Below are 22538 nucleotides of genomic sequence, written 5' to 3' on the forward strand. Positions count from 1 at the left end.
GTTCGTGTTCGTGGCCGGACCATCCCGGCAACGCCACAATGCACCCCGTGGTTAACAGCGCCTTAGCCGGCACTGTTAGCCAGCTGTTAGTCACCCCCGGCACACTCACGCCTGTTCCTACAGCCCTCCCTGCGCCCCGATGCTCTCCACCCTGCCCCTGCTGCTGGCCCTGGCCAACGCTCCTACCGCCGCCGCGCCCGTCCAGGACCCGGCACAGCAGGTCGCGCGCCGTGCCGTGCAGCAGGGCCGCTACGTGCCATTGGAAAGCGTGGTGCGCGATGCACTCAAGCGCTTTCCGGGGCAGCTGCTGGAAGTGGAGCTGGACGATGGTGTCTACGAAGTGGAGATCCTGCGCGGCGACGGCGTGGTGGTGGAGCTGGACTATGATGCGCGCAGCGGAAAGCTGCTGAAGACGGAGCTCGACGACTGATGCGCATCCTGTTGGCCGAAGACGATGCCGCACTGGCACAGCGCCTGGTGCCCCTGCTGGAGCAGGCCGGCTACGTGGTGCATGTGGTTGCCGATGGCCGCCAGGCCGAGGAGATCGGCCAGATCGAGGACCTGCAGGCGGCCATCGTTGACCTCGGCCTGCCCGGCCTGGACGGACTGAGCGTGATCGAGCGCTGGCGCGGCAATGGCCGCAGCTTTCCGGTGCTGGTGCTGACCGCACGCGGGCGCTGGCACGACAAGCTGGCCGGCTTCGATGCCGGTGCCGACGACTACCTGACCAAACCGTTCCAGGCCGACGAACTGGTGCTGCGCCTGCGCGCCCTGATCCGCCGCAGCCATGGCCACGCCAGCCCGCGCCTGCACTGCGGCCCGCTGCAGCTGGACGTCAACGCCGGCCGCTTCGAACTGGACGGACAGCCGCTGGCGCTGAGCCCGCAGGAGTTCCGCCTGCTCAGTTACTTCATCCACCACAGCGGCCAGGTGATCGGCCGTGATCGTCTGGGCGAGCAGGTGTTCGAAGGCGGCCACGACCCGGACTCCAACGCGCTGGACATGCTGCTGGTTCGGGTCCGCCGCAAGCTCGGCATCGATCTGATCCAGACCGTGCGCGGCCAGGGCTGGCGGCTGGCCGCGCCGTGAGCCGGCAACCGTCGCTGCGACGGCGCCTGCTGCTGGCCGGCGGCGTCGGCCTGCTGCTGGTCTCGCTGCTGGCCAGCGCGCTGCTGGGCGAGCTGTTCAAGCGCAGCGCGCGCGACCGCCTCGACCACGAACTGCAGCAGGACATGCTGACCCTGCTGGCGCAGGCCGAAGTGGACGCGGACGGACAGCTGCGCCTGCGCCAGGAACCCAACGATGCACGCTTCCAGCGCGTGTTTTCCGGCGCCTATTGGCAGATTGCCGGTGCCGATGGCCGCGTGCTGCTGCAGTCGCGCTCGCTGTGGGATGAAACCCTGCCAACCACGGCCACAGGTGCCGCCACCCGCAATCTGGCCGGACCACTGCAGCAATCCCTGCGCGCACGCGTGCAGCAGGTGCGCCTGCCACGCGCCAGCGAACCGTTCGTAGCCGTGGTCGCCACCGATCGCAGCGCGCTGGATGCCGATGTCGCGGCGTTCCGCAAACGCACCGCCATCGCCCTGGGCGTGCTGGTCGCGGCGTGGCTGGCGGTGCTGGCCAGCCAGGTGCACTTCGGCCTGCGCCCGCTGCATCGCCTCGGTGCGCAGCTGGAACGGGTACGGCGCGGTGATGCGCAGCGCGTCGACACGCAGGAACTGGGCGCGGAAGTCGCACCGCTGGGTGAAGAACTCAACGCGTTGCTGGACCACCAGCAACGCATGGTCGCGCGTGCGCGCAACAGTGCACAGGATCTGGCGCATGCGCTGAAGACCCCGCTGAGCGTATTGGCCACCGAAGCTGACAGCGACGGCACGCATTGGCGTGCCACCGTGCGCGAGCAGAGTGCGCGCATGCAGGCCAGTGTCGACCGCTACCTGGCCGCAGGGTTGGCCGCAGACCATCGCCAGCGCACCGACGTGGCGGCCGTCGCACAGGCGCTGTGCCGGCTGATGGCACGCGTGCATGGCGAACGTGGCATCACGTTCACGGCGGCAGGCATCGATCCGGCGCTGCAGTTCGCCGGCGCCAGTGCGGATCTGGAAGAGATGCTGGGCAACCTGCTGGACAACGCCGGGCGCTGGGCACAGCAGCAGGTTCACGTCAGCGCGGATGCCGACGAAGGCCAGTTGCGCATCGAAGTACACGACGACGGCCCCGGTCTGGCTGCGGACGCCCTGCAACGGGTCACCCAGCGCGGCGTGCGGCTGGATGAGCGCGAGGGCAGCAGTGGATTGGGGTTGGCGATCGTGGGGGATATCGCCGCCAGCTATGGCGGACGCGTGGCGCTGGAGAATGCGCAGCCGGGCCTGCGTGCAACGGTGTGGTTGCCAGCAGGGTGACTCGTCAACGCTGGAACACCAGGCCGGTAGAGTCGACTGTTAGTCGACTGCTCTTGGCTGCGGTGCCGGGAAATCCCGCGCTGCGCGCGAAAGTCGACTAACAGTCGACTCTACCGCCTTCGCCGGGCATTCTAGTTCCCCATCAGCGGTGATGCATCCACCAGCAATCAATCGCGTCCAGCACGATGTGGATCATCAAACCGATGCCGAACAACCGCGTTTTCTTCGGCACGCACAGCCCGGCATAGACCGCGATGGCCGGTGCAGTGTGCAGCGGGTGGAAACCGATGCTGCAGCGGTTCGGTGCATAGATCGGATCGGCCAGCAGGTGGTCCAGATCGATGATCCAACCCAGCAGCATCAACAACCACGCCGAGGCGAAACGCTTGCGCCAGAACAGCCATGCCAGCAACGCTGGCACGGCGGCATGCAGGAACAGGTGGAAGATCGCGCGTGCGCTCATCGGGACCGGTAGCGCCGGGCCATGCCCGGCGTTCCCGTAATCATCAGACCAGCGGTTCGTCGGACAGGTAGGTGTAGCCGGTCAGGCCGGCTTCCAGTGCGTCCGACAGCTCCTGAGCGCGTTCCGGCGACAGCTGCGCCTCGGCCACGCGCTGCGCATAGGTCGCACGCAGTTCGTCCAGGCGGTAACCCACGTAATCCAGCATCACGTCGGTGGTGTCGCCGCGGCGCTGCTGGGTGATGGCGTAGCCATCGGCGTCGGCCAGCACTTCCACCGCGTCGGTATCGCCGAACAGGTTGTGGATGTCGCCCAGGATTTCCTGGTAGGCGCCGACCATGAAGAAGCCGATGCGGTAGCTCTCACCCGGCTTCATCTTGTGCAGCGGCAGCGAGCTGTCCAGGCTCTCGTTCTCGACATAGGTTTCCACCATGCCGTCCGAGTCGCAGGTCATGTCGGCGATGATGCCGCGGCGGTCCGGGGTTTCGTCCAGGCGCTCGATGGGCACGATCGGGAACACCTGGTCGATCGCCCACACGTCCGGGATCGATTCGAACACGCTGAAGTTGACGAAGTACTTGTCGACCAGGCGCTCGTTCAGTTCGTCCAGCACCGGGCGATGGCTCTTCTCGTCATAGCTCAGGCGCGCACGCACGCCGTGGGCAATGGCGTAGAACAGATCGTCGATGCGCGCACGCTGCGGCAGGTCGATCTGGCCCAGCGCGTAGCTGGCCAGACCTTCGGCATGGAAATGCTGCGCTTCCTGGAACAGCTCCACCGCCGGGCGCACGTCCAGTTCGTCGTGGATCTCGCGCAGGTGGCGGATCGCCGCCGGCTCGTCATCGTGCTGGTCCGGCACGCGGCCTTCCTGCGCCTCTTCCACTTCCGACACGTTGGCGATCAGCACAGCGTGGTGCGCGGTCATCGCGCGGCCGCACTCGGTCACGATGCGCGGCGGGGTCAGGCCGAACTCTTCGCAGGCATTGGCCAGCGGCTGCACGATGTTGCTGGCGTAGGAATGCAGGCCGTAGTTGATCGAGCAGAAGCTGCGCGAGCGGGTGCCTTCATAGTCCACGCCCAGGCCACCACCCACGTCGACGTGGGTGATCTTCGCGCCCAGGCGCGACAGCTCCACGAAGTAGCGGGTGGCTTCGCGCATGCCGTTGGCGATGTCGCGCACGTTGGAGATCTGCGAGCCCATATGGAAGTGCAGCAGGTTCAGGCAGTCGGCGTACTCGGTGTCACGCAGCGACTTCCACAGGTCCAGCAGCTGGCGCGGCGACAGGCCGAACTTGGCCTTGTCGCCACCGCTGTTCTGCCACTTGCCGGCGCCCAGCGAGGCCAGGCGCATGCGCACGCCCAGGCCCGGCTTCACGTCCAGCGCCTTGGACTCTTCCAGCACCAGCTTCAGCTCGGACGGCTTCTCGATGACGATGAAGGTCTGCAGGCCCAGCTTGCGGCCGATCAGGGCCAGGCGGATGTACTCGCGGTCCTTGTAGCCATTGCAGACGATCAGGCCACCCGGACGCGACAGCGCCAGCACGGCCATCAGCTCGGGCTTGCTGCCCGCTTCCAGGCCGAACCCCTCGCCGTGGTGGCTGGCCAGGGTGCCGGCCACGCCACGGGTCTGGTTGACCTTGATCGGGTACACGGCGGTGTAGCCGCCGCTGTACTCCCAGTCCTGCTGGGCCTGGGCGAAGGCCGCCTGCAGCTTGCCCAGGCGCTGGCCGAGGATGTCCGGGAAGCGCACCAGCAGCGGCAGCTTGGCGCCCGCCGCGCGCGCAGCGTCGACCACCTTGGGCAGCGACACCACCGGGCCGTCCGCCCCGGTCGGTCTCACCACCATGTGCCCGGCCTGATCCACGTCGAAGTAACCGTCCGCCCAATGCGGGATCGAGTAGGTCTTGCGGGCTTGGTCGAGGGACCAATCGGTCATTTCAGTCGGCCTTGTTGGCAATAAAAGGGGGGGCATGATAACGCCTATATGCCCACAGGTTCGTTATCATGCGCGCCCGCGCCCGTGACAGGTTTCAACCTGAACGGGCCGATCCGTCCGGATGTGGCATCTGTGCCACGCGGCCCCGCCCGCCAGCCCGGCTCCACCCCTCCGAACAGGACTGTTTTCCAATGACTGACAGCAACAACTGGTACATCGAACACTTCGAGCGCACCGGCTCGGCCATCGGCTACCGCATCACCGGCAAGCTGGACGAGGTGCAGTCGCCGTTCCAGAAGATCGAGATCTTCCAGACCACCGACTGGGGCAACCTGATGACCATCGACGGGGCCATCATGCTGACCAGCAAGGACAACTTCTTCTACCACGAGATGATCAGCCACCCGGTGCTGTTCACCCACGCCGCGCCCAAGCGCGTGGTGATCATCGGCGGCGGCGACTGCGGCACCCTGCGCGAAGTGCTCAAGCACAAGGGCGTGGAGAGCGTGACCCAGTGTGATATCGACGAGCAGGTCACCGTGATGGCGCGCAAGCACTTCCCGGAACTGTGCGACTCCAATGACGACGCCCGCGCCGAGCTGCTGTTCGACGACGGCGTGGCCTACATGGCCAACTGCCCGGCCGGCAGCGTGGACGTGGTGATCGTCGATTCGACCGACCCGGTCGGCCCCGGCGAAGGCCTGTTCAACAAGGCCTTCTACGAGAGCTGCTTCAAGGCCCTGAAGGACGACGGCATCCTGGTGCAGCAGTCCGAGTCGCCGCTGATGCAGCTGGAGCTGATCAACGAAATGCGCACCGAGATGGGCAAGGCTGGTTTCGGCTCGTTCAAGACCCTGCCGTTCCCGCAGCCGTGCTACCCCACCGGCTGGTGGAGCGTGACCATGGCGCGCAAGGGCGACAGCAGCTTCGACTTCCGCCAGGCCGACTCGGCCGCCAAGACCTTCAACACCCTGTACTACACCGCCGCGCTGCACACCGGCGTGCTGGTGACCCCGCCCTTCGTGCAGGCGGCACTGAAGTAAGGCGTGCCGACCAACGGTCGGCACCCACCCAATGAAAAACCCGCGCTGGCGACAGCGCGGGTTTTTGCTTTCTGTAGAGCCGAGCCCATGCTCGGCTGCATTTCGCGCAGAAGCAGCCGAGCATGGGCTCGGCTCTACAACATGCCCCGCGGAATCCGGTAGCGCCGGGCCAAGTCCGGCGGCGGTTCGCTCAGAGCGCCCAGATACCGGCAATCACCGCCACCACCAGGCCCCACTTGATCACCTGGTAGGCCACCACGCTGCGCTCGCGCAGCGCTTTGGCCTTCAGGCGCACCTTGTAGACGCTGCCGAACGCCTTGTTGACGCCACCGGTCGGGTCACCCGGCAGGTTCGGCGAGGCACCACCGGCCAGCAGCGTGGCCGCCACCGCACGGTTGAACAGGCCCGGCAGGCCGAAGCGCAGCGGGCGGGCGATGTCGCAGAACAGGATCACCCGGTCATCGGGCGTCTCGTTGTGCGCATGGTGGATGTAGGTCTCGTCGAACATCATCCACTCGCCATCGCGCCAGCTCTTCTTGATGCCGTCCACTTCGATGTAGCAGCCGTCGTTGTTCGGCGTGGCCAGGCCCAGGTGCAGGCGCAGCGAACCGGCGAACGGATCGCGGTGGGGACGCAGTTCGCTGCCCGACGGCAGCTGCGCGAACATCGCCGCGCGCACGTCCGGCAGCGACTCCAGCAACGCCGTGGTCTTCGGGCACATCGCCTTCGCCGACGGGTGCGACGGGCCATACCACTTCAGGTAGAAGCGCTTCCAGCCACGGCGGAAGAACGAATTGAAGCCGGCATCGTTGAACGTGCTGGAGGCCGCGATCTTCTGTGCATCGCGCAGCGCCAGCGCCTCGTCGCGGATCATCTGCCAGTTCTGGCGCAGCGGCTCCAGCTGCGGGAACTCCTTGGCCGGGTCCAGGAACGGCGTAGTCGGCACCTTCGAGAACATGTACATGACCACGTTGATCGGGGCCATGAAACTGGAGTGGTCCAGCAGCTGGCGCGACCAGCGCGCGCGAACCTTGCCACGGAAGTGGATGTACAGCACGCAGGCGACGAACAGCGCTGCAATGACGATTTTGATGATCAAAACACTTTCCTCCAGCCGCAGCCGGAACGGGAAACAGGGCGATGCACGGCCAAGCGGCCAGCACCGGTGGGGACCGCGGCAGGGAACGGGGACGTGCCAGGAAGGGGCGGCCGCCGATGTCGCGAATTAACAGCTTATGGTCGGCAGGCCGTGCGTCGGGGTCAAGCCGGACGTGCGTGACGTTCAGCGGGCCGCGGATGAACGAAGCGACGCGACGCCCAACCTATTGATTTTTAAAGAACCAAAGACGAAGTGAGACGGAATTGTCCGATCGGGTGCGACGAACTGTTCCAGCCACGACGCCGACATTTCTCCGACAAATCGTGGAATAGCGAACTGGCGAGTACTAAAATTAACGAAAACTTAGTAACTCCCTGTAACACCGGTTCGCTTGACGCTTTGCGCCACCCACCGGGTCGACCGAGACCCCGACATGCATCTCCCTGCCCTGCCCCCCTCCTCCTGCGGCGAAGACGCCGCCACCCCGCTGCTGCTCAAGCGCGGCGAACGCTTCCTGGCCCCCGACGTCTATCGCACCTGCCTGGACGGGCGCGAGGCGGTCATCAAGGACTACTCCCGCTACCGCGGCACCCCCGTTTCACTGATCGCGCGGCTGATGGTGCGCCGTGAGGCCCGCATGCTGCAGCGCCTGGGCGGCTGGAAGCATGCCCCCGCGCTGCTTGGCACCCTGGGCGGCCTGGCACTGGGCATGGAGTTCATTCCCGGCCAGACCCTGAGCACCGCGCAGGCCGTGGGAAATGAAGTGTTCGAGCAGCTGCAGCACGCGCTCAGCCGTTTGCATGCCGCCGGCATCACCCACAACGACCTGCACGGCACCAACGTGGTGGTCAGCGGCGGCGTGCCGGTGCTGCTGGACTTCACCTCCGCCTGGCGCGCCCCGCGCTGGCTGCGCCGCAACCCGCTCAGCCGGCAGATGCGCCGCAGCGACATGAAGAACCTGCTGAAGATCCGCCAGCGCATGACCGGCCAGGCCCCGAGTGCCGCGCAGGCCGCACTGGTGGCCGACCCCGGCTGGGTCGCTGCCGTGCGCCAGGGCTGGAAGCGGTTCTACACGTGGGCGAAGCGCCGGTAGGGGTCGAGCTCGCTCGACCGCTTTACCGCTCTTTGTAGAGCCGAGCCTACGCTCGGCTGCTGTTCCTGCATCACGCGAAATGCAGCCGAGCAACGGCTCGGCTCTACAACATCCCGCCGAACGGGTTACAACGCGTCCGCGTCCAGCTCACCGGTACGAATACGCACCACACTGCCCAGGTCGTACACGAACACCTTGCCGTCACCAATCTTGCCGGTGCCGGCGGCCTTCACGATGGCCTCAACCACGGCCTCCACCTGGTCATCGGTCACCGCCACTTCCAGCTTCACCTTCGGCAGGAAATCGACCACATACTCCGCGCCGCGGTACAGCTCGGTATGGCCCTTCTGGCGACCAAAGCCCTTCACTTCCGTCACCGTGATGCCGGTAACCCCACGCTCGGCCAGTGCTTCGCGCACGTCGTCGAGCTTGAACGGCTTGATCACCGCCATGACCATCTTCATCGTCTATCTCCTGTCTTCCGGCGTGGAGGATAGCGCCTGAACGCGGCCCGTGCGAAGCCGCTGCGGCCTGTCCGGGCAGTGGGTGCCAGCAGTATCCTTGTGCCCGATCGGCCTGCCCGCGCCGGATGCACGGGCCCACCCCCACGGAGTACCCCATGATCGACCTGAATCAAATCGATGACCTCGCCCGTCGCCTCAGCGACCTGGTGCCGCCGGGCCTGCGCGAATCGCGCGAGGAACTGCAGGCCACCTTCAAGAGCGCGTTGCAGGCGGGTCTGGCCAAGCTGGACCTGGTCACCCGCGAGGAGTTCGAAGTGCAGCGCGCCGTGCTGCTGAAGACCCGCGAAAAGCTGGATGCGCTGGAAACCGCCGTGCGCGAGCTGGAAGGGCGCGGCGCCGCAGAATGAAAAAAGGAGGCGCACTGCGCCTCCCGTTTACAGATTATTTCCCGGATAGGGCCTTGCAGCAAGGACCACCGGGCGCCCTAGACTCGCCGGCCTGTCGATCCGGCAGCACAGAGAGGGGCAGCAGCGATGGCGCAGGACACCGAATGGACACCCGTTTCGCATGACACCTGCGACCAGGTCGCCGGGCCGTTCTATCACGGCACCCGCGCCGATCTGGCGGTGGGCGAGCTGCTGAGTGCGGGCTTCCGCTCCAACTATCGCGACAGCGTGGTGATGAACCACATCTACTTCACCACAATTGCCAAGGGCGCTGGGCTGGCTGCGGAGATGGCCCGCGGTGAGGGGCGGCCGCGCGTGTATGTGGTGGAGCCGACCGGGCCGTTTGAGGACGATCCGAATGTGACCAACAAGAAGTTTCCCGGGAACCCGACGCGGTCGTATCGGAGTACGCAGCCGTTGCGGATTGTGGGGGAGATTGTGGAGTGGGAGCTGTATGACGCGGAGTTCGTCCGGCAGTTGAAGGCGTTTGTTGCTTCGGGGAGTGGGGAGATCATCAATTGATGACCTGCTGCCGCTGGGCGTTGCCCTCATCCTCACCGGCATCGTAGATGTCCAACGCGAGCTCGATGCCGCGCTGCCCCGGGGCAAGCAGCGCGCGGGACGAAAGCGAGACACCATCGTTGCTGCTGCCCATGAAGAGACCGCAGAACAGATCAGGCCGGAAGCGTGCCAATGACTGCCATACGGCGAGATCGCCGGTGAGTTGATCGAGGATCTGGAAGATCTGAGCTTTCAGATCTTCAGGCTCACGCCGAGGTGCACTGAATCGCCAGCTTCCGGTGTTGGCGATACGCACGGTGCCTGATTGGCTGCCTCTGAGTTCCTGACCCTTGTGACGCGAGGCGGTTGGAGTCGCCCCGAGCAAGGCACTGATTTTCTCTGGAAGGAAATCCTCCCCGAAGAATCGGAGCGTTACCAAGGACTGATCGAGTACTGCCATGCAAATCCAGTTGCCCTTTTCGGAATCTCTTCCAATCTAGACGTCCCATCGACGTCAGGTCAGCTATCGCCCAGTAGCGGACGCTCAACTCTGGAATTAAGCCGATTCGCGAGGCGAGTTCGGCTTGAATGAACTGTTATACCTCATGGTTGGCAATCACCGACAGCCAATGCACGCCCCCCCCGTATCTGCCAATGCGAAGTGTCCAAGAGCAGAGCTGTGGGCAATTGTGCCGTTGAACAACAGGGCATCCCATTGACCAGATGGACCAAACTCCTCTTGTACGAAGGTGAAGCGTGAACCTAAGGCTGACTCAGGAGTTTGCCCCAAGGCTCGGAGGTCATCAAGCATGCCTTGTACCAGAGCGAAAAAGCTCTCTGCGAGCTGGGAGTGATTTTTCGAATATCCGGCCCCTGCTCAAGGCGATCTTCTCGGAACTCATGCCAGGGTTCTCTTTCGTCAAGCCTTGGGGACTTCTGCACTTTGATCCGGTTGAGTACCCGGTTACGAAGGAGGAACTTGCCGGGTTTCAGAAGGCTGCCATGCAAAGTGGCGTGAACTTCTGCTTTCTCTCCACGTGGGAGCAGCGGCATGAAGACAAGGATCTGTTGGAGGTGTACAAGTAGGCGCCGGCTCGAAAATTCTTCCAAGGCTAATCTGTTTCGTGATTGGGCGTAGTTGAAGTATTGCTAGCGTCCGCCTTCAACTTCATCCCCATCTCAAAGCCACGCGCTCAACAGCCATCCATGCAACTGCATGCCCATCCATCAATGCGCAGGCTGCACCTTCAGCGCGCTTGAATCCCTTCGCAGCAGATACAGCGCAACCAGGAACGGCCACAGCGAGTTGATCGACGAGAACACGCGCTGGGTCAGCCCCCGGTAGCCCTCCGGGTCCGCGCCCACCACGTTCAACCAGAGATAGACGATGCCCCCGATGCTCACCACAGCGGTCACGGCGTATGCCCTTCGGTTGGCAGACCACGCACTCAGTTCAATGTGCGACATCGCCGGTGCAATGATGTTTGCGATGCCAATGGTGTAGAAGCCGTGCATCGGATGGCCCATGGGCCAGAGCCCGTTGGTCAGCATGGAGATGCCAAAGATCATCCAGCAGATCGCGCCTACGGCAATCCGGCGGCCGGACTCCCGCCATACCCCGATGGAGAACGCCACGAAGCCCAGACCGGAGCCGATAGCCGCGATCCTGCCGCAGATGCTTGCAAGCGTTGGTGCCTGCAGCAGCTCGCTGGCGTGCTGTGCAAGCGGGTTGTAGCCCGGCGCGAACAGGGCGGCAACGCTGGTCCAGAACAGGAACCACGGAAGCGGGACCAGACCCGCAGACAGAAGAAGTCGATTGCGGCGTAACACGTACAGTGATCCTTGTATTGGCCTGCGCCAGTGGGTGAAATCCGTTCAAACGCTACAAGACCGTCCTGCTGCGGGCAGAGCAGCCCCGCGCGACTACAGCGGTAGTCAGATTGCGCGCGGCACTCGGTAGATTCAATAGGCAGGAAGTCATTTAAACCATCCAGCCGGTGTCGCAGCGGTTCGGTTGCATGAGCGATCACACATGCCCGATGGGCGGGTGCTGTCGCATTTGCCGCGCCTTACATCTCTGGCAGAAGGTTCTGACGACTCCGTTCCAGAAGCGCCGCTGCGCCAAGCACGCCAAGGCTCTCGCCGCTTTCCTCGCTATGCGACAATGCCAAAAGCGTCTCGGGTTTTGGCGGCATTGCCCCCTCCCCCTTGGCATTCCCAACTACGTCAGGCAACTCTGGTATCGCCACCGAAAACGGGTGGCCGGGCCTCGAAAACCCGAGCTATTAGGATGTTGTTTGCACTTGCCAGCCGGCATCACCTTGCGTGGTGTCGGCTGGCATTCCGTCTGCCAGCTATGGCGGGCGGGGCGTGGGGGCCTTGTGCCCGCCGGTTTCTTCCTAATAGCCCGGTTTTCGAGCCACGCCCTGTCCGCCACCTTTATCGGTGGCGGCTTCTGCCTGCATGCACGGAGCCTGCCATGACCACGCCGCACTCCCCTCCCCCGCGCCCGATCCAGCAAGCGCCCTCTGCCGCTCCGACCCTGGATCCCAACAGCCTCATCGCCATCCTGCACGCCATTGGCGCGGGCGCTGCGGCCGACGGCCAGCCCTGGCCCGAGCGGCACCATCTACGCAGCCGGCAGATGGCGTTGTCCGACGCCGACTGCGCCCTCACCGGCCAGCGCATCGTGCAGGAGATCCTGCTGGCGGCCGAACGCACGCGCCAGAACGGTGAGCCCGAACAGTACGTCGGCGACCGGGTGATGGAGGGGCTGGTGATGGCCGATCTGGCGCTGACCGCCTTCATCCACGAACGGATGCGACCCAAGGACTGAGCGCGCTTACGGCGCGGAGTTTTCTGCCTGTGTGCGGGGTGACGAATGAAGATGCACGGCTTGGCCGCTGCGGTGGTGTGCATCGCGGTGATCGGCGCAGTATGGGCAGCATGGCCCGAGCCCGCAGGCGATCAGGTGTGGGCCTACCAGAAGCTGCAACCGGCCGGTTACCGGTTGCTGCACAGTGATGCGCTGGGCTTCGTCACTGCGAAGGCGCACGAGGGTTTTGAACTGCACGCGCGCCATGCCAGGGCGACGTCCTTCGAGATCCGGTGCAAGGGCGTGCTGGTGATGGACGTGGAGGATGCGCCCTCGCGCGTGCTGATCCGCATGCCTGCCGATGCCCGCTTGCGGGCGCCGGACATCGAGCGTCTGCGCATCAGCTTCGAGCGTTGGCTGGATCTGCACCAGAGCCAAGGGCGATTGCTGGTGGAAAGCGCTGGGCCTTCGTGGGTTGAGACGCGGTTTGGGCGCTTCAATGGGCTGGTGCTGGATGAGCAGCGGTGTCTGTTTGGGGTGCTGGGCCGCCATTGACCGCCCCCCCCCTAACCGGCCCATTCGCAACAAATGTCTGGAGGAAGCGGCGCCTCCTGGGACTTACCCGCGCCAAAGGCGATGGTCCTGCCATCCAGTCGCAGCCCCGATGCTTCTCGTTCGGACTTCGGTCGTCAGGCCAGCCGAGAGGTGGTTATCGACACGTTCACGCCAATCCCTGAAATCAGCGGTCGTCGCTTCCAGAAGTCTGCGAAGCAGGAGCAACAGAAAGAAGCAACGATTCGGTGCGTATGGCGCCTCGCGCTCAGACCATCCTGCCGACCGTGGACGAACTGCCGAAACACCGAGCTCCTTGTTCCATAACCTACTGTGGTGTGCAACGACGTTTCGCGCCACGCTGGTGACATGCAGCCAGTTTGCGAAGACCGGCGCGGCCAGCAGCATCTCACCCGCAACAGCCTTCTGTTCTCTGGAGTGCAGCGCTTTGTAGAAGCGAGAAAGCGAGCCGAGCGACATGACTTCTGTCGCCATCCAGATCGGTACTCTGGGGAATGCGGGTGAGGCGTACTTGTCCTTGTAGTGCCGAATAAACGCCTCCCTGGAGCGCGTCACTTCGCTTTCGACGCCGCCGAGCCAATCCGCATACTCCTGCCCGGTGAATGCCAGATTGCGCGGCTCCAAGTGGCCGAAGGCGCCATAGGCATGGGCAAAGTGGTACGTGAGCACGGTCCGCGTTGCGACCTCGATATGGCCAACGGCCTCCATTACCAGGTCTCGAAGGGCCCTATCGAATTCATAGAGACTGACCGCTTCTTCGAATGTCGCTTGAGCTCGGAAGCTGTCGTTACCGGGCACACGCTGTGTGTAGAGATAGCCCATGAGGCGGTAGTAGCCAACACGCTGCAGATAGCGTTTGGCATTGGCTGCGTCGCCGATGGCCAGCCCGCGCTGCTGGAGGAGATCCAACTGCTCCTGAATCGACAGGGGTGGTTTGCGGTAGTGAGTCATCCTGACTCCAATCAGCAGGCAAAAAAAACCCGCCAATTTGAGCATGTCGCGAACTAGCGCGTCAGAGGCTTGGCGGGTGTGTTGGGTGAATTTTAGCGCCCCTTTTGCTCACCTGTCATTTTCAGAAGACGACTGCACCAGTTGATTGGGCGTAATGGCTGTTGTGCAGCCAGCTCCTGACAGTTCAATATCAGAAGTGATCTGCACCAATCTCGACTATGCTCAATACTCGTGTGCACCAAAGCGAGGTGAGCATGGCGACGGAGGCTCTGTTGCAAAGATTGGCGGCAGTCAGAGGTAGGCTGTCGCTCTGCGCCGATCAGGCGGCTGCTGCGAAATGGTGGTTGAGCATGCCCATGGCCTCCGTCAGCGCCGAGGGCCCAATGCCAAAAGCTCTCTCCACAAGGCGCACCTCGCCCCTGATGCCGGGCTGCAGGCACCAGGGGCGAGCCTGTCCTTTGCGCAGGGCTCGCATGACTTCGAATCCCTTGATCGTGGCATAGGCCGTGGGGATCGATTTGAAACCGCGCACCGGCTTGATCAGTATCTTGAGCTTTCCGTGATCGGCCTCGATCACGTTATTGAGGGCTCTGTTGCAAAGATTGGCGGCAGTCAGAGGTAGGCTGTCGCTCTGCGCCGATCAGGCGGCTGCTGCGAAATGGTGGTTGAGCATGCCCATGGCCTCCGTCAGCGCCGAGGGCCCAATGCCAAAAGCTCTCTCCACAAGGCGCACCTCGCCCCTGATGCCGGGCTGCAGGCACCAGGGGCGAGCCTGTCCTTTGCGCAGGGCTCGCATGACTTCGAATCCCTTGATCGTGGCATAGGCCGTGGGGATCGATTTGAAACCGCGCACCGGCTTGATCAGTATCTTGAGCTTTCCGTGATCGGCCTCGATCACGTTATTGAGATACTTCACCTGCCGGTGGGCCGTCTCCCGGTCCAGCTTTCCTTCGCGCTTCAATTCGGTGATCGCTGCACCATAGCTCGGCGCTTTGTCGGTATTGAGCGTGGCAGGCTTTTCCCAGTGCTTCAGGCCTCGCAGGGCCTTGCCCAGGAACCGCTTCGCTGCCTTGGCGCTGCGGGTCGGCGACAAGTAGAAATCGATCGTGTCGCCCCGCTTGTCGACTGCCCGGTACAGGTAGGTCCACTTGCCCCGCACCTTGACGTAGGTTTCATCCAGGCGCCAGCTCGGATCAAAGCCACGCCGCCAGAACCAGCGCAGCCGCTTCTCCATCTCCGGGGCGTAGCACTGGACCCAGCGATAGATCGTCGTATGGTCGACCGAAATGCCGCGTTCCGCCAGCATTTCCTCAAGGTCGCGATAGCTGATCGGATAGCGACAATACCAGCGCACCGCCCACAGGATCACATCACCCTGGAAATGGCGCCACTTGAAATCCGTCATCGTTCCGTCCGTCCAATCTCCGCCAAGCATGCTCAAGCTTCACGATTTTTGCAACAGAGCCCACACGAGTATTGAGCATAGTCGAGATTGGTGCAGATCACTTCTGATATTGAACTGTCAGGAGCTGGCTGCACAACAGCCATTACGCCCAATCAACTGGTGCAGTCGTCTTCTGAAAATGACATTTGGTATCTCTCATAAACGGATGTTTTTGAGAGAACTATCTTCGGCCTTCACACGCACGAAAGGCGGCGAAGCTCCGCCGTTAATCCGTCCGCCGGAGATCTCGCCCAGGCAGGCTGAAGGCCGAGCAAGCCTGACAGGCCCGAAAAGCCCGGCACGGGCGTCGGCGGCGATGACGGCGGCGGCATTATCCAGGGTTGATGATGGAAGTGGAGGATATCGACAACCTCTCGCGCAACCAAGACATCGCGGTCGGACTGCAAGTGATCTTGAAGCCACGGGCCCGTCCCACCCCGACATGGACCTCGATGCCCGAACGGACGTTAGATTTCGAGTTCTAGGCGTTCTGCGATGAAGGTTGGATCCCAGCCGGGATTGAAAGTGTCGACGTGGGTGAATCCGAGCCGCTCGTATAGGCCACGCAGGTTCGGGTGGCAGTCGAGCCGCAGCTTGGCGCACCCCTGCGTTCGCGCGGCATGGCGGCAAGCCTCGATCAGCGCGGAGCTGACACCCCGGCCCGCATGTGTCCGTCGCACCGCGAGCTTGTGCAGATATGCGGCCTCCCCCTTGAGGGCGTCGGGCCAGAACTCGGGATCCTCGGCCGACAAGGTGCAACAGCCGACGATGCCGTCGCTGCAACTCGCGACTAGGAGCTCGGATCTCAGGACGAAGGTCTCCGCGAATGTCCGGTCGATCCGCGCGACGTCCCAGGCGGGCGTTCCCTTGGCGGACATCCACGCCGCAGCGTCGTGCATCAGCCGCACAACCTCGTCGATATCACCCGAGCAGGCGACCCGAACGTTCGGAGGCTCCTCGCTGTCCATTCGCTCCCCTGGCGCGGTATGAACCGCCGCCTCATAGTGCAGTTTGATCCTGACGAGCCCAGCATGTCTGCGCCCACCTTCGCGGAACCTGACCAGGGTCCGCTAGCGGGCGGCCGGAAGGTGAATGCTAGGCATGATCTAACCCTCGGTCTCTGGCGTCGCGACTGCGAAATTTCGCGAGGGTTTCCGAGAAGGTGATTGCGCTTCGCAGATCTCCAGGCGCGTGGGTGCGGACGTAGTCAGCGCCATTGCCGATCGCGTGAAGTTCCGCCGCAAGGCTCGCTGGACCCAGATCCTTTACAGGAAGGCCAACGGTGGCGCCCAAGAAGGATTTCCGCGACACCGAGACCAATAGCGGAAGCCCCAACGCCGACTTCAGCTTTTGAAGGTTCGACAGCACGTGCAGCGATGTTTCCGGTGCGGGGCTCAAGAAAAATCCCATCCCCGGATCGAGGATGAGCCGGTCGGCAGCGACCCCGCTCCGTCGCAAGGCGGAAACCCGCGCCTCGAAGAACCGCACAATCTCGTCGAGCGCGTCTTCGGGTCGAAGGTGACCGGTGCGGGTGGCGATGCCATCCCGCTGCGCTGAGTGCATAACCACCAGCCTGCAGTCCGCCTCAGCAATATCGGGATAGAGCGCAGGGTCAGGAAATCCTTGGATATCGTTCAGGTAGCCCACGCCGCGCTTGAGCGCATAGCGCTGGGTTTCCGGTTGGAAGCTGTCGATTGAAACACGGTGCATCTGATCGGACAGGGCGTCTAAGAGCGGCGCAATACGTCTGATCTCATCGGCCGGCGATACAGGCCTCGCGTCCGGATGGCTGGCGGCCGGTCCGACATCCACGACGTCTGATCCGACTCGCAGCATTTCGATCGCCGCGGTGACAGCGCCGGCGGGGTCTAGCCGCCGGCTCTCATCGAAGAAGGAGTCCTCGGTGAGATTCAGAATGCCGAACACCGTCACCATGGCGTCGGCCTCCGCAGCGACTTCCACGATGGGGATCGGGCGAGCAAAAAGGCAGCAATTATGAGCCCCATACCTACAAAGCCCCACGCATCAAGCTTTTGCCCATGAAGCAACCAGGCAATGGCTGTAATTATGACGACGCCGAGTCCCGACCAGACTGCATAAGCAACACCGACAGGGATGGATTTCAGAACCAGAGAAAGAAAATAAAATGCGATGCCATAACCGATTATGACAACGGCGGAAGGGGCAAGCTTAGTAAAGCCCTCGCTAGATTTTAATGCGGATGTTGCGATTACTTCGCCAACTATTGCGATAACAAGAAAAAGCCAGCCTTTCATGATATATCTCCCAATTTGTGTAGGGCTTATTATGCACGCTTAAAAATAATAAAAGCAGACTTGACCTGATAGTTTGGCTGTGAGCAATTATGTGCTTAGTGCATCTAACGCCTGAAATAAGCCGTGCCGCGAAGCGGCATCGGCTTGATTGAATTGTTAGACGGCAAACTCGAGCCAATACTTGTGCAGGCCAACAATATTAGACGAGCACAGCATGGGCATTGCCGCTTTGATCTTCTCCAGTGACCAATTCCACCACTCCATCTCCAGAAGCAATGAAATTTCCTCATCGGTGAAGCGTTTCTTAATCTTCTTAGCGGGATTGCCGCCAACGATAGCGTAAGGCTCCACATCTTTTGTCACCAACGAGCGGCTGCCTATCACCGCACCGTGCCCGATCTTGATTCCGGGCATGACCATTGCCTCAGAGCCGATCCAAACGTCATTGCCAATGACAGTATTACCTGCTTTTTGGAAGGCATCGAGTGCGCTTGAGAATGCAGGTTCTTCCTGCATATAAAAGAACGGGAAAGATGATGCCCAGTCGTACCGATGCCCCTGATTGCCAGCCATGATAAAGGAAGCCCCACTCCCGATAGAGCAGAAACTACCGATGATCAACTTATCAACGTCATCACGGTCCGGAAACAGATACCGTGCGCAGTCATCGAATGAGTGCCCATGATAGTAGCCAGAGTAATAGCTGTACCGCCCAACTTTGATATTGGGGTTCTTCACTTGCTCAGAAAGCAGCTTGCCTTTGAAGGGGCTATCAAAGTAGTTGGTCATAAGAGATCCCGCGGTCTGTGACTTTGCCGTCTAACGTTTGAAATAAGGGGCGCCGAGCGCCAGCGAGGGGAGCCAAAAGCTTGCTTTTGGCCGTCCCGACTTGATTGAAGGGTTGGGCGTTTTTTTGCCTCGCCTTCGAGTTGCTCTTGTTGTACAATTTTCTGTACATGTACGGAGGATGTTATGGACGCTATCACTTACACACACGCCCGCGCCAACCTGGCTGGAACCATGGATCGTGTTTGCAACGATCATGAGCCGGTGATCATCACACGTAACGGCGACCAATCGGTTGTGATTCTCTCGCTGGAAGATTTCCAGGCGCTGGAAGAAACTGCGTATCTGCTGCGCAGCCCCGCCAACGCCAAGCGGCTTTTCAAGTCGATCGAGCAACTTGAAGCGGGCCGAGGACAGGCGCGGGAGTTGGCCGAATGAGATTAATTTTTTCCGATGATGCATGGGAAGATTATCTGTTCTGGCAAAAACAAGACCGCCGCATGGTTGATCGAATTAACAAGCTAATTAAAGAAACCACCCGAGAGCCTTTCTCTGGAGTGGGCAAGCCAGAGCCATTAAAACATGCTTTGGCCGGTTATTAGTCTCGTCGAATTACGGATGAGCACCGAATGGTTTACAAAGTGGCGGATGATGCCCTTTGGATCGTTCAACTCAAGTACCACTACTGAAAAGACGCCCAACGCCCCGAGTTCAGCCGCGCCGCAGGCGTCGGCTGGAATGAATTGTTAGCACTCATCCACAGGAGAATGAAATGCGAGTGTTGAGCAGCACGATACAGACAGCGCGCAAGCACTACCCGTGCGACGCGTGCCACACATTCTTGCAGTCGAACTATGGACGCGACAATGTGAGCGCGGACGATTGGCTTGTGATCGAAGGCGCGCAGGCTGACCGCTGGAAAATCACGCCCGGCAGCAAGTACCGGAAGACGGTACTGAAAGACGGCGATGACATCTTGACCGTGAGGAACAGGCTTGACGTTGAGTCGGTGTGTAAGCGCAATGATCTTTTTGATGAGTGCTAACTTTGTTTTAGGGCGACTGCCCTGCTGCGTAACATCGTTGCTGCTCCATAACATCAAACATCGACCCACGGCGTAACGCGCTTGCTGCTTGGATGCCCGAGGCATAGACTGTACAAAAAAACAGTCATAACAAGCCATGAAAACCGCCACTGCGCCGTTACCACCGCTGCGTTCGGTCAAGGTTCTGGACCAGTTGCGTGAGCGCATACGCTACTTGCATTACAGTTTACGAACCGAACAGGCTTATGTCAACTGGGTTCGTGCCTTCATCCGTTTCCACGGTGTGCGTCACCCGGCAACCTTGGGCAGCAGCGAAGTCGAGGCATTTCTGTCCTGGCTGGCGAACGAGCGCAAGGTTTCGGTCTCCACGCATCGTCAGGCATTGGCGGCCTTGCTGTTCTTCTACGGCAAGGTGCTGTGCACGGATCTGCCCTGGCTTCAGGAGATCGGAAGACCTCGGCCGTCGCGGCGCTTGCCGGTGGTGCTGACCCCGGATGAAGTGGTTCGCATCCTCGGTTTTCTGGAAGGCGAGCATCGTTTGTTCGCCCAGCTTCTGTATGGAACGGGCATGCGGATCAGTGAGGGTTTGCAACTGCGGGTCAAGGATCTGGATTTCGATCACGGCACGATCATCGTGCGGGAGGGCAAGGGCTCCAAGGATCGGGCCTTGATGTTACCCGAGAGCTTGGCACCCAGCCTGCGCGAGCAGCTGTCGCGTGCACGGGCATGGTGGCTGAAGGACCAGGCCGAGGGCCGCAGCGGCGTTGCGCTTCCCGACGCCCTTGAGCGGAAGTATCCGCGCGCCGGGCATTCCTGGCCGTGGTTCTGGGTTTTTGCGCAGCACACGCATTCGACCGATCCACGGAGCGGTGTCGTGCGTCGCCATCACATGTATGACCAGACCTTTCAGCGCGCCTTCAAACGTGCCGTAGAACAAGCAGGCATCACGAAGCCCGCCACACCGCACACCCTCCGCCACTCGTTCGCGACGGCCTTGCTCCGCAGCGGTTACGACATTCGAACCGTGCAGGATCTGCTCGGCCATTCCGACGTCTCTACGACGATGATTTACACGCATGTGCTGAAAGTTGGCGGTGCCGGAGTGCGCTCACCGCTTGATGCGCTGCCGCCCCTCACTAGTGAGAGGTAGGGCAGCGCAAGTCAATCCTGGCGGATTCACTACCCCTGCGCGAAGGCCATCGGTGCCGCATCGAACGGCCGGTTGCGGAAAGTCCTCCCTGCGTCCGCTGATGGCCGGCAGCAGCCCGTCGTTGCCTGATGGATCCAACCCCTCCGCTGCTATAGTGCAGTCGGCTTCTGACGTTCAGTGCAGCCGTCTTCTGAAAACGACATCACCTTCAAGTAAATGTGTGTAGTTCCGGTGAAATGTAAATGCCTGTACGAAAAGCACTTCATAGGGAATTTTCTTGGATTTCCGCAGTCTCGCGGGCGCAGATCCAGTGAGGTGAAAGGCCGGCCCGGGCGAGCGGCAACGGCCTATTCCCCGGCGTTGTTCCACGTCATACCGGTTGAGTTCCGACACTCGAACGCGAACACCGGCCGCTACGAAGCGCGCAGGCGCACTCCAACGGTCTGCAGGAATCCCCCTAGCCGCTTCGCCGGCAATTCCCGATAGTCCCTGCAGAGCACCTGCCGCACCATCAAGCGTCTTTCTGCAGGAATCCACACATGAGCCTGGCGCTGGTCCACAGCCGTGCCCGCGCCGGGGTCGATGCCCCGCTGGTGCGGGTGGAAGTGCACCTCTCTGGCGGCCTGCCTGTCACCCAGATCGTTGGCCTCGCCGAGACCAGCGTGCGCGAATCACGCGAGCGCGTGCGTGCCGCCCTACTCTGCGCACGCTTCGACTTTCCGCAGCGGCGCATCACGTTGAACCTGGCGCCTGCCGACCTGCCCAAGGAAGGCGGCCGTTACGACCTCGCCATCGCGCTGGGCATTCTGGCGGCCAGTGGCCAGGTCGATCCGCAGTCGCTGCTTCAATACGAGTTTCTGGGCGAGCTGGGCCTGACCGGCGAGCTGCGGCCGGTAGCCGGTGCACTACCGGCCGCGATTGCAGCCGCTGACGCCGGGCGCGTCCTGGTGGTGCCGCCGGGCAATGCGGCAGAAGCCGCACTGGCCGAGCACGCCGATGTGCGCGTAGCGCGCACGTTGCTGGAGTGCTGCGCCGGGCTGGGCAATCCGCGCCTGTTGCCGCCCGTGGAGCGCGTGGACACGACGCCGTTGCCGCTGCCGGATCTGGCTGACGTGCGCGGGCAGGCGCACGCACGGCGCGCGTTGGAAGTGGCCGCTGCCGGTGGGCACCATCTGTTGTTGATCGGTAGTCCTGGCTGCGGCAAGACTCTGTTGGCCTCGCGCCTGCCCAGCCTGTTGCCGGATACCGAAGAGACTGAGGCGCTGCAGCTTGCCGCGATTGCGTCGGTGAGTGGCGAAGGGCTGGACCCAAGACGTTGGCGGCAGCGGCCCTTTAGAGCGCCCCATCACAGCGCGAGCGCGGCGGCGCTGGTGGGTGGGGGCAACCCGCCCTGCCCCGGTGAAATATCACTGGCCCACCATGGAGTCCTCTTCCTTGATGAGCTCCCAGAATGGAACCGCAGCGCGCTGGAAACCCTGCGCGAGCCACTGGAATCCGGCCACATCCGCATCGCCCGCGCGGCGCGCAGCGTGCAGTACCCCGCGCGGTTCCAACTGGTGGCTGCGATGAATCCCTGCCCGTGCGGCTGGGCCGGTGACCGCAGCAACCGTTGCCTGTGCAGCGACGAGCGCATCAACCGCTACCGTGCGCGAGTGTCCGGCCCGCTGCTGGACCGCATCGATCTGCATATCGGCGTAACGCGAATGGACGCGGTGGAGCTGCGGGAGAGCACGCCGCTGGGTGAGCCCAGTGCTGCGGTACGTGCACGGGTGGAAGCCGCCCATGCCCGGCAGCAGGCACGTGGCGGGCTCAATGCACATCTGCCGCCGGCGGCGCTGCGGGCGTGCACGAAGCTGAGCGAGGCCGATCAGGATCTACTTGAGCAGGCGATTGAACGTCTGCAGCTTTCCGCACGGGCGATGCATCGAATCCTGCGGGTGGCGCGCACGATTGCCGATCTGGCTGGATGTGAGGACATCCAGACTGCGCATCTGGCTGAGGCGATTGGCTATCGGCAGCTGGATCGGGGAAAGCCGGGAGTATGACGAAAG

At 62.5% G+C, this 22538-nt stretch carries 25 protein-coding genes and 2 pseudogenes; 14 read left to right on the forward strand and 13 right to left on the reverse strand.

Annotated elements, in window-relative coordinates; all coding sequences use genetic code 11:
• Positions 1–139 precede the first annotated feature (139 nt).
• The 3 genes from M1L61_RS21520 to M1L61_RS21530 are packed head-to-tail and all read left to right on the forward strand — an operon-like array spanning position 140 to position 2405.
• On the forward strand, positions 140–430 hold the full coding sequence (locus M1L61_RS21520; RefSeq protein WP_010482069.1) for a PepSY domain-containing protein: 291 nt from the start codon (positions 140–142) through the stop codon (positions 428–430).
• Complete coding sequence (locus M1L61_RS21525) at positions 430–1089, forward strand: response regulator transcription factor (RefSeq protein WP_248854082.1); 660 nt, start codon at positions 430–432, stop codon at positions 1087–1089. The genes M1L61_RS21520 and M1L61_RS21525 overlap by 1 nt, the downstream gene beginning before the upstream one ends.
• The gene (locus M1L61_RS21530) at positions 1086–2405 is read left to right on the forward strand and encodes a sensor histidine kinase (RefSeq protein WP_248854083.1); all 1320 of its coding nucleotides are present in this window, start codon (positions 1086–1088) and stop codon (positions 2403–2405) included. Before M1L61_RS21525 ends, M1L61_RS21530 begins: the two co-directional genes overlap by 4 nt.
• A gap of 142 nt (positions 2406–2547) precedes the next feature.
• On the opposite strand, the gene M1L61_RS21535 is transcribed toward M1L61_RS21530, so the two are convergent.
• The gene (locus M1L61_RS21535; RefSeq protein ID WP_006474656.1) at positions 2548–2868 is read right to left on the reverse strand and encodes a DUF6122 family protein; all 321 of its coding nucleotides are present in this window, start codon (positions 2866–2868) and stop codon (positions 2548–2550) included.
• A 43-nt stretch (positions 2869–2911) separates the two neighbouring features.
• Positions 2912–4801, reverse strand: a complete 1890-nt coding sequence (gene speA / locus M1L61_RS21540) for an arginine decarboxylase (protein WP_021201931.1) — start codon at positions 4799–4801, stop codon at positions 2912–2914.
• A gap of 191 nt (positions 4802–4992) precedes the next feature.
• Between speA and speE the strand changes: the two genes are divergently transcribed.
• Positions 4993–5844 (forward strand): polyamine aminopropyltransferase, encoded by an 852-nt coding sequence (gene speE / locus M1L61_RS21545; protein ID WP_049480036.1) that lies wholly within the window; start codon positions 4993–4995, stop codon positions 5842–5844.
• A 190-nt stretch (positions 5845–6034) separates the two neighbouring features.
• On the opposite strand, the gene M1L61_RS21550 is transcribed toward speE, so the two are convergent.
• Positions 6035–6940, reverse strand: a complete 906-nt coding sequence (locus M1L61_RS21550; RefSeq protein ID WP_029550749.1) for an aspartyl/asparaginyl beta-hydroxylase domain-containing protein — start codon at positions 6938–6940, stop codon at positions 6035–6037.
• Between the two features lie 436 nt (positions 6941–7376).
• Between M1L61_RS21550 and M1L61_RS21555 the strand changes: the two genes are divergently transcribed.
• Complete coding sequence (locus M1L61_RS21555; protein ID WP_217014450.1) at positions 7377–8036, forward strand: RIO1 family regulatory kinase/ATPase; 660 nt, start codon at positions 7377–7379, stop codon at positions 8034–8036.
• A gap of 125 nt (positions 8037–8161) precedes the next feature.
• Here the strand turns inward: M1L61_RS21555 and M1L61_RS21560 are convergent, their stop codons facing one another.
• Positions 8162–8500, reverse strand: a complete 339-nt coding sequence (locus tag M1L61_RS21560; RefSeq protein ID WP_005411374.1) for a P-II family nitrogen regulator — start codon at positions 8498–8500, stop codon at positions 8162–8164.
• 155 nt (positions 8501–8655) lie between these two features.
• Between M1L61_RS21560 and M1L61_RS21565 the strand changes: the two genes are divergently transcribed.
• Positions 8656–8907, forward strand: coding sequence for an accessory factor UbiK family protein (locus M1L61_RS21565; RefSeq protein ID WP_005411375.1), 252 nt, complete (start codon positions 8656–8658; stop codon positions 8905–8907).
• Positions 8908–9033: 126 nt separating this feature from the next.
• Positions 9034–9468: an NAD(+)--rifampin ADP-ribosyltransferase gene (gene arr, locus M1L61_RS21570; protein WP_043401276.1), complete on the forward strand. Its 435-nt coding sequence runs from the start codon at positions 9034–9036 to the stop codon at positions 9466–9468.
• Here arr and M1L61_RS21575 read toward each other — a convergent pair.
• The gene (locus M1L61_RS21575; protein WP_248854084.1) at positions 9461–9907 is read right to left on the reverse strand and encodes a DUF4279 domain-containing protein; all 447 of its coding nucleotides are present in this window, start codon (positions 9905–9907) and stop codon (positions 9461–9463) included. The genes arr and M1L61_RS21575 overlap by 8 nt on opposite strands.
• Positions 9908–10674: 767 nt before the next feature.
• On the reverse strand, positions 10675–11277 hold the full coding sequence (locus M1L61_RS21580) for a DUF998 domain-containing protein (protein WP_248854085.1): 603 nt from the start codon (positions 11275–11277) through the stop codon (positions 10675–10677).
• Positions 11278–11926: 649 nt separating this feature from the next.
• Between M1L61_RS21580 and M1L61_RS21585 the strand changes: the two genes are divergently transcribed.
• Together M1L61_RS21585 and M1L61_RS21590 are read left to right on the forward strand one after the other, a co-directional pair.
• Entirely contained in the window at positions 11927–12283 is a 357-nt protein-coding gene (locus M1L61_RS21585) for a hypothetical protein (RefSeq protein ID WP_197654073.1), read from the forward strand.
• 45 nt (positions 12284–12328) lie between these two features.
• Positions 12329–12817 (forward strand): cold-shock protein, encoded by a 489-nt coding sequence (locus tag M1L61_RS21590; RefSeq protein ID WP_197654072.1) that lies wholly within the window; start codon positions 12329–12331, stop codon positions 12815–12817.
• A gap of 63 nt (positions 12818–12880) precedes the next feature.
• Here the strand turns inward: M1L61_RS21590 and M1L61_RS21595 are convergent, their stop codons facing one another.
• The 7 genes and pseudogenes from M1L61_RS21595 to M1L61_RS21625 all read right to left on the reverse strand — a co-directional run bounded on the left by M1L61_RS21595 (position 12881) and on the right by M1L61_RS21625 (position 18295).
• Complete coding sequence (locus M1L61_RS21595; RefSeq protein WP_248854086.1) at positions 12881–13786, reverse strand: Abi family protein; 906 nt, start codon at positions 13784–13786, stop codon at positions 12881–12883.
• Between the two features lie 319 nt (positions 13787–14105).
• Positions 14106–14372 (reverse strand): annotated as a pseudogene (locus tag M1L61_RS21600) (DDE-type integrase/transposase/recombinase); the annotation flags it as partial.
• Between the two features lie 54 nt (positions 14373–14426).
• The gene (locus M1L61_RS21605; RefSeq protein ID WP_001389365.1) at positions 14427–15191 is read right to left on the reverse strand and encodes an IS6-like element IS6100 family transposase; all 765 of its coding nucleotides are present in this window, start codon (positions 15189–15191) and stop codon (positions 14427–14429) included.
• Positions 15192–15697: 506 nt separating this feature from the next.
• Positions 15698–16198, reverse strand: coding sequence for a GNAT family N-acetyltransferase (locus M1L61_RS21610; RefSeq protein WP_000376623.1), 501 nt, complete (start codon positions 16196–16198; stop codon positions 15698–15700).
• A gap of 127 nt (positions 16199–16325) precedes the next feature.
• Positions 16326–17165 carry a sulfonamide-resistant dihydropteroate synthase Sul1 gene (sul1, locus tag M1L61_RS21615; RefSeq protein WP_000259031.1) on the reverse strand — a complete coding sequence of 280 codons (840 nt, stop codon included), beginning with the start codon at positions 17163–17165 and terminating at the stop codon, positions 16326–16328.
• Positions 17159–17506, reverse strand: coding sequence for a quaternary ammonium compound efflux SMR transporter QacE delta 1 (locus tag M1L61_RS21620; RefSeq protein ID WP_000679427.1), 348 nt, complete (start codon positions 17504–17506; stop codon positions 17159–17161). The genes sul1 and M1L61_RS21620 overlap by 7 nt, the downstream gene beginning before the upstream one ends.
• Positions 17507–17662: 156 nt before the next feature.
• A complete protein-coding gene (locus M1L61_RS21625) occupies positions 17663–18295 on the reverse strand; it encodes a type B-3 chloramphenicol O-acetyltransferase CatB3 (RefSeq protein WP_000186237.1) in 633 nt (210 codons plus the stop codon).
• 183 nt (positions 18296–18478) lie between these two features.
• Here M1L61_RS21625 and M1L61_RS21630 point away from each other — a divergent pair, with 183 nt between their 5' ends.
• The 5 genes and pseudogenes from M1L61_RS21630 (at position 18479) to M1L61_RS21650 (ending at position 22532) form a co-directional block, all read left to right on the forward strand.
• Entirely contained in the window at positions 18479–18730 is a 252-nt protein-coding gene (locus tag M1L61_RS21630) for a type II toxin-antitoxin system prevent-host-death family antitoxin (protein WP_032492621.1), read from the forward strand.
• A pseudogene (locus M1L61_RS21635) lies at positions 18727–18981 on the forward strand (Txe/YoeB family addiction module toxin). Before M1L61_RS21630 ends, M1L61_RS21635 begins: the two are co-directional and overlap by 4 nt.
• 83 nt (positions 18982–19064) lie before the next feature.
• Positions 19065–19337 carry a hypothetical protein gene (locus M1L61_RS21640; RefSeq protein WP_063945332.1) on the forward strand — a complete coding sequence of 91 codons (273 nt, stop codon included), beginning with the start codon at positions 19065–19067 and terminating at the stop codon, positions 19335–19337.
• Positions 19338–19473: 136 nt separating this feature from the next.
• Complete coding sequence (gene intI1 / locus M1L61_RS21645) at positions 19474–20487, forward strand: class 1 integron integrase IntI1 (protein ID WP_000845054.1); 1014 nt, start codon at positions 19474–19476, stop codon at positions 20485–20487.
• A gap of 539 nt (positions 20488–21026) precedes the next feature.
• Complete coding sequence (locus M1L61_RS21650) at positions 21027–22532, forward strand: YifB family Mg chelatase-like AAA ATPase (protein ID WP_248854087.1); 1506 nt, start codon at positions 21027–21029, stop codon at positions 22530–22532.
• Positions 22533–22538: the final 6 nt, after the last annotated feature.

The sequence above is a fragment of the Stenotrophomonas sp. NY11291 genome, assembly GCF_023277365.1.
Lineage (GTDB): Bacteria > Pseudomonadota > Gammaproteobacteria > Xanthomonadales > Xanthomonadaceae > Stenotrophomonas > Stenotrophomonas geniculata.

What these genes read in the sequence shown, in the direction of transcription:
- M1L61_RS21625 (WP_000186237.1), bottom strand. Translation starts at nt 18,295, where the DNA reads ATGACCAACTACTTTGATAGCCCCTTCAAAGGCAAGCTGCTTTCTGAG.
- M1L61_RS21520 (WP_010482069.1), top strand. Translation starts at nt 140, where the DNA reads ATGCTCTCCACCCTGCCCCTGCTGCTGGCCCTGGCCAACGCTCCTACC.
- M1L61_RS21640 (WP_063945332.1), top strand. Translation starts at nt 19,065, where the DNA reads ATGCGAGTGTTGAGCAGCACGATACAGACAGCGCGCAAGCACTACCCG.
- M1L61_RS21565 (WP_005411375.1), top strand. Translation starts at nt 8,656, where the DNA reads ATGATCGACCTGAATCAAATCGATGACCTCGCCCGTCGCCTCAGCGAC.
- M1L61_RS21585 (WP_197654073.1), top strand. Translation starts at nt 11,927, where the DNA reads ATGACCACGCCGCACTCCCCTCCCCCGCGCCCGATCCAGCAAGCGCCC.
- M1L61_RS21555 (WP_217014450.1), top strand. Translation starts at nt 7,377, where the DNA reads ATGCATCTCCCTGCCCTGCCCCCCTCCTCCTGCGGCGAAGACGCCGCC.
- M1L61_RS21525 (WP_248854082.1), top strand. Translation starts at nt 430, where the DNA reads ATGCGCATCCTGTTGGCCGAAGACGATGCCGCACTGGCACAGCGCCTG.
- M1L61_RS21620 (WP_000679427.1), bottom strand. Translation starts at nt 17,506, where the DNA reads ATGAAAGGCTGGCTTTTTCTTGTTATCGCAATAGTTGGCGAAGTAATC.
- M1L61_RS21575 (WP_248854084.1), bottom strand. Translation starts at nt 9,907, where the DNA reads ATGGCAGTACTCGATCAGTCCTTGGTAACGCTCCGATTCTTCGGGGAG.
- intI1 (WP_000845054.1), top strand. Translation starts at nt 19,474, where the DNA reads ATGAAAACCGCCACTGCGCCGTTACCACCGCTGCGTTCGGTCAAGGTT.
- sul1 (WP_000259031.1), bottom strand. Translation starts at nt 17,165, where the DNA reads ATGGTGACGGTGTTCGGCATTCTGAATCTCACCGAGGACTCCTTCTTC.
- M1L61_RS21605 (WP_001389365.1), bottom strand. Translation starts at nt 15,191, where the DNA reads ATGACGGATTTCAAGTGGCGCCATTTCCAGGGTGATGTGATCCTGTGG.
- speE (WP_049480036.1), top strand. Translation starts at nt 4,993, where the DNA reads ATGACTGACAGCAACAACTGGTACATCGAACACTTCGAGCGCACCGGC.
- arr (WP_043401276.1), top strand. Translation starts at nt 9,034, where the DNA reads ATGGCGCAGGACACCGAATGGACACCCGTTTCGCATGACACCTGCGAC.
- M1L61_RS21590 (WP_197654072.1), top strand. Translation starts at nt 12,329, where the DNA reads ATGAAGATGCACGGCTTGGCCGCTGCGGTGGTGTGCATCGCGGTGATC.
- M1L61_RS21630 (WP_032492621.1), top strand. Translation starts at nt 18,479, where the DNA reads ATGGACGCTATCACTTACACACACGCCCGCGCCAACCTGGCTGGAACC.
- M1L61_RS21650 (WP_248854087.1), top strand. Translation starts at nt 21,027, where the DNA reads ATGAGCCTGGCGCTGGTCCACAGCCGTGCCCGCGCCGGGGTCGATGCC.
- M1L61_RS21595 (WP_248854086.1), bottom strand. Translation starts at nt 13,786, where the DNA reads ATGACTCACTACCGCAAACCACCCCTGTCGATTCAGGAGCAGTTGGAT.
- M1L61_RS21610 (WP_000376623.1), bottom strand. Translation starts at nt 16,198, where the DNA reads ATGGACAGCGAGGAGCCTCCGAACGTTCGGGTCGCCTGCTCGGGTGAT.
- M1L61_RS21535 (WP_006474656.1), bottom strand. Translation starts at nt 2,868, where the DNA reads ATGAGCGCACGCGCGATCTTCCACCTGTTCCTGCATGCCGCCGTGCCA.
- M1L61_RS21560 (WP_005411374.1), bottom strand. Translation starts at nt 8,500, where the DNA reads ATGAAGATGGTCATGGCGGTGATCAAGCCGTTCAAGCTCGACGACGTG.
- speA (WP_021201931.1), bottom strand. Translation starts at nt 4,801, where the DNA reads ATGACCGATTGGTCCCTCGACCAAGCCCGCAAGACCTACTCGATCCCG.